This window comes from Corynebacterium sp. p3-SID1761, from assembly GCF_055862885.1.
The window spans coordinates 1-3,877 of sequence record NZ_JBSQBJ010000033.1 but is presented as its reverse complement, the minus strand read 5'-3'; the positions used below and the strand labels follow the sequence as shown (position 1 = coordinate 3,877).

Below are 3,877 nucleotides of genomic sequence, written 5' to 3'. Positions count from 1 at the left end.
AGAATGCTTCGGTGGAGGTGACGCCAACAGGGATGTAACCGAGGGTGGTTTTCATTAGGTAGAGCTGTCCAGCTTTAGGGCGGCTGCCTTTAGGGCTGTCTAAAGAAAATTTTAACAAGTTAACTCCTTATTTTATATGTTTATAATTATTTTCTATCCATTCTTTTCCGAATTTAGTTCCCTGATCGTAGAACCTATGGTTCTTGCTCATGCTATTTATTTTGTTTTCGAGCACACCATTCTCTAGTCCGAGATCTTTATATTCGGCTTGTGTGACTTTTGGAGGATTTGACATTCTTAAGCGTTCGATGAGGTGCTGTTCGACGCCACGCGCTTCGTATTTTCCTAACAGGTTGTCTTCATTAAGGATGCGCATTCCACCTTTAGGACGTGTGGTCGGGTGCGTTATCGCGTGTTGGATTGCCCTCATCCTTGGATGCTTGGTTATTCCTACATATGTAGTCTTTCCTCCATTAACGTAATGGTACACGTAGTGGTCTTTAACCTTGTTTGCGTTAACCCAGCAACCCTTTAGCCCGAGCGCGTCGACCCAGTGTGCTGCGTGGTCGACGTAGCCTTGTGCCGAGGCGAGGCGTGGTGCGAGCCCGAGTGGGTCTTGGGCGTTGTAGGCACCCAAGGCTGGGTTGTAGTAGCGGAAGCGGTTGTACGCCCACCCGGATTCCACATCCTCGTACTGGCCGGCAAACAACAACGGGCTGGTGCACCGACCATGCCATGTGCGTTTGCCGTAGAGGGTTTGCACGGTCCGGCCTTCTACGGTTCCGGTGGTGGTGTTGATGGTGTCTTTGGCAACACGTCGGCCGAGACCGTCGTAGGTGTAGCGATAGCGAACACCTGGAGCATCACTTGAGCTAAAGCCGATGGGTTGTTCATCGGTGGCGTAGTAGAAGTGATGGACGAGGAGCGCTCACTGGCCTCTTTATGTTCAACGCCTAGCCGGCCCAAAGTGTTCGCTTTATGCACGGGTGGCTACTGATTAGAGGTACTGACGCTCATCTGCCCTTGTAGAAATTGAACCAACTTGAAGGAGGTTGTGTGAGTGAGTCATTTAAGACCAAAGGCAGAATGTGCAAGTGGCCAAACCTAACTGACATGGGAATTTATGTGTAGATCATTGAAACGAAAAACATTAGGCTTATTAAAACTGAACAGGCGCATTTGATTCGCGATGGCGTTACCAATTGATGGTTAATACTCGAACTCTATTCCGAAGTGTCCCTTCATTTGCTTTGTGATCATATTGAGGATTTCATCTTTGATGTCTTGGTTGTGCTGAAAGGCGTAATTGGCTCCGCCGTGGGCGGTGACCCGTGCATCAATGAATCCAGCGCCACTAAAATTCTTCCTGGCGATGACGGGCTTAGCATAAGACACCGCTCGTGGATACTTAAGCTGGTATCGCCAGTCAATCTCGGGGTCGATGGAATGTAGATAGGAGCGGACCGCGCAAGCGAAGTCATAGCAAAGGCTCAGTGTTGTAGCTGAAGATGAGTCACCATCAGTCTGGCGAGATGCGGCAATCAACGTTGCTACCGTTACTACTTTTTCCTCCGATGTGTTAAACGGTAATTGTCCGCACAGCGATGAACTGATTATTGAAAAGCGCTCAGCTTCAAGATCGATAAATGTTTTTGTAAATGATGCTAGCTCTTCCTTGGTGAGATCTTCAAGCTTTTTTCCAATAAAATTGGTGGGAAAGAGCTTGTAGCTCTGCAGGAAAGTATCAATATTTACGTCCATAGAACATCTCCATTTTTATCTTCCAATGATGAACGCGTTGTCAACGTCGGACCATTTGAAATTATTTTAAGTGAGATAGTCCTGCATGGGTTTGGTGAATTGCTTATCCTGCAAGCTATCTCCGGTGAAACCTAATTGTTCAAATTTTGGATCTCTGTGCCATTGAACTTCGCTGAGGTCTCCACGTTTGAAGAGTGCAACGTCTCTGTCTACCTGGTGGCGAATGAATCGTGACGCTCCAACCTTTCCGGTCTTCTGTTCATGTCCAATCATCATTTCGGGTTCGAAAACATCGACGAACCTCTTTCCCGTTTCTCCTCTCGAACCTGTGATTCCAGCGTCAAAGTACTTCTCAGTTTTTGCGCCAGGAAGTAGTTTCGCTAAATCATCTCTCGCCTGATTGCCAATCTTCCTGTTGTTCCTAACAACATGAGACATCAGCCCGAGCACATCTACCCAGTGTGCTGCGTGGTCGACATATACACACTCGGGGTCACCTGATTGAAGTGGGCCTGCTTTCAGAGTTTTTTGAGGTGACTGCGGTAATGCCCGAGTGACGTGGTTGTCCTCGGGCATTGATTCAGGAGATTGTTGTGGCTGGCAGTTGGCTATTGGGTGAGTGTGCTGCCGTCGGGGAAGTGGATGGTGGTGGTGCCGCTGATGTCAATGAAGGCGAGGTTGTTGGCTTTGGCGAGTTCGAGGCAGCGTTGTGCTGCGTCTTCGGCGACGGCGTAGGCGAAGCTGATGTAGAGGAAATCGTCGCCGATGGTGTAGTCGGCGGCTGTGTCATCATCGATCTCGTCTTCAGCGTCTTCATCGTCTTCATCGTCGAGGTCGTCGGCGGCGTTGAGGTCAGGGAAGTGTTTAGTGATGGCGTTGTAAAACGCTGCAATAGCGTCGGTGGAGCCTTCGGTAGTGGAATAGTCGCGATCGTCGTTCCATTCCGTGGTCTCTTCGTACCAGGTCATGAAGGCAGCGTGGGTAGAGGTGGGTACGGTGGTCGGTTCGATGATCATGATGTCGAAGCTCATGGGGTGTCCTTCGTTGATGTCGTTTGGGGTTAGCTGTGTTTGGCGATGTATTCGTCAACACCTTGACGAAGATGTTCGAGTTCTTCTACGTCGCTCCATTTACCGGGTTGTGGTGGACGCCTCCTTAGGTTGAATTGTTCTGGGGTGAGGCTGTGGGCGATGTCGCGGGCGGTGCCGAAGTCGCCGACGTGAAGCGCCGCGTAAACTTTCGATAAATCGTTGTTGAACCAGGTGAATGGGCTGCGTCTGTCGTCGAGGAGTGGGCGGTAGTCCTCGACGTTGATCATTGCTTCGAGGTGGGGGACGTCGGTGAAGATTTTGTCGGCGAGTTGTTGCCACTTCGGGCCGAAGGTATCAGTTTCGACTTCTTGGCTGCTGTAGGCCCATTCGATGATGGCTTTTCGTTGGCTCATGATGCTGGCGCGTGTTTCGACGGTTCCGCTGCCTCGGACGGAACTGTTTTTCAGTAAAGAATGGTCGAGTTGGGTAAGGGGCTTAGCACTCGCGCCGTAGGCGAAGCCGACATCGTCAAGGCCTGCAATTGAACGGTCAACTCCGCCATAGATGTAGAAGATGAGTCCTTTTGATAGTTCTTTGAACCAGCATGCCTCCTGGGTGTACTTGCGCTTATAGCCTAATTCCGCAAACTGGTCATCGAGAAAGGTCAATTGTTTTGCCATTGGTGTTCTCCGTATCAGAGGGCTAGTTCTTCGCTTGCTGATGTCGCGTACTGCTTGCGTCCCCTTTTTACCGTGTGGTGCGCGTGGTTGCGCGGCAGGCGGTGGTGGGGTCGTCTTTCCCGGGCTAGGCGAGTGCTCGGTAAGTTGCCTCGATTTCTGCGGGGATGTCGGGCGGGAGGGTGGTGTCGAGGAGTTCGTGGGCGAGTCGAGCGCCGCGCAGATCTCAACTGGCCTTGTGAAGTTACGCATTCGGCATCGAGCAATCCCAAGACGTTTGTCATGTGCGTCGTGTGGAGTGGGGTTGCTAGTTGTCGAATTCAATTCCGTCGGCTTGCGCGTTCTTGATGGCTTCGGCGACGGCGTCGGAATTGGTGGCTAGTTTGGTGAGCCAGTGTCGGAGTTCGT

The 3,877-nt window shown here is 50.9% G+C and carries 5 protein-coding genes; all 5 read right to left on the bottom strand.

The window, feature by feature from the left end; all coding sequences use genetic code 11:
* Positions 1 to 127: 127 nt before the first annotated feature.
* Complete coding sequence (locus ACWXWJ_RS10185; RefSeq protein WP_473964339.1) at positions 128 to 763, bottom strand: RHS repeat-associated core domain-containing protein; 636 nt, start codon at positions 761 to 763, stop codon at positions 128 to 130.
* A 446-nt stretch (positions 764 to 1,209) separates the two neighbouring features.
* Positions 1,210 to 1,761, bottom strand: coding sequence for a hypothetical protein (locus ACWXWJ_RS10180; RefSeq protein WP_473964338.1), 552 nt, complete (start codon positions 1,759 to 1,761; stop codon positions 1,210 to 1,212).
* 66 nt (positions 1,762 to 1,827) lie between these two features.
* Complete coding sequence (locus ACWXWJ_RS10175) at positions 1,828 to 2,337, bottom strand: hypothetical protein (protein WP_473964337.1); 510 nt, start codon at positions 2,335 to 2,337, stop codon at positions 1,828 to 1,830.
* A 32-nt stretch (positions 2,338 to 2,369) separates the two neighbouring features.
* The gene (locus tag ACWXWJ_RS10170) at positions 2,370 to 2,792 is read right to left on the bottom strand and encodes a hypothetical protein (RefSeq protein ID WP_473964336.1); all 423 of its coding nucleotides are present in this window, start codon (positions 2,790 to 2,792) and stop codon (positions 2,370 to 2,372) included.
* Positions 2,793 to 2,821: 29 nt separating this feature from the next.
* The gene (locus ACWXWJ_RS10165) at positions 2,822 to 3,472 is read right to left on the bottom strand and encodes a hypothetical protein (RefSeq protein WP_473964335.1); all 651 of its coding nucleotides are present in this window, start codon (positions 3,470 to 3,472) and stop codon (positions 2,822 to 2,824) included.
* Positions 3,473 to 3,877: the final 405 nt, after the last annotated feature.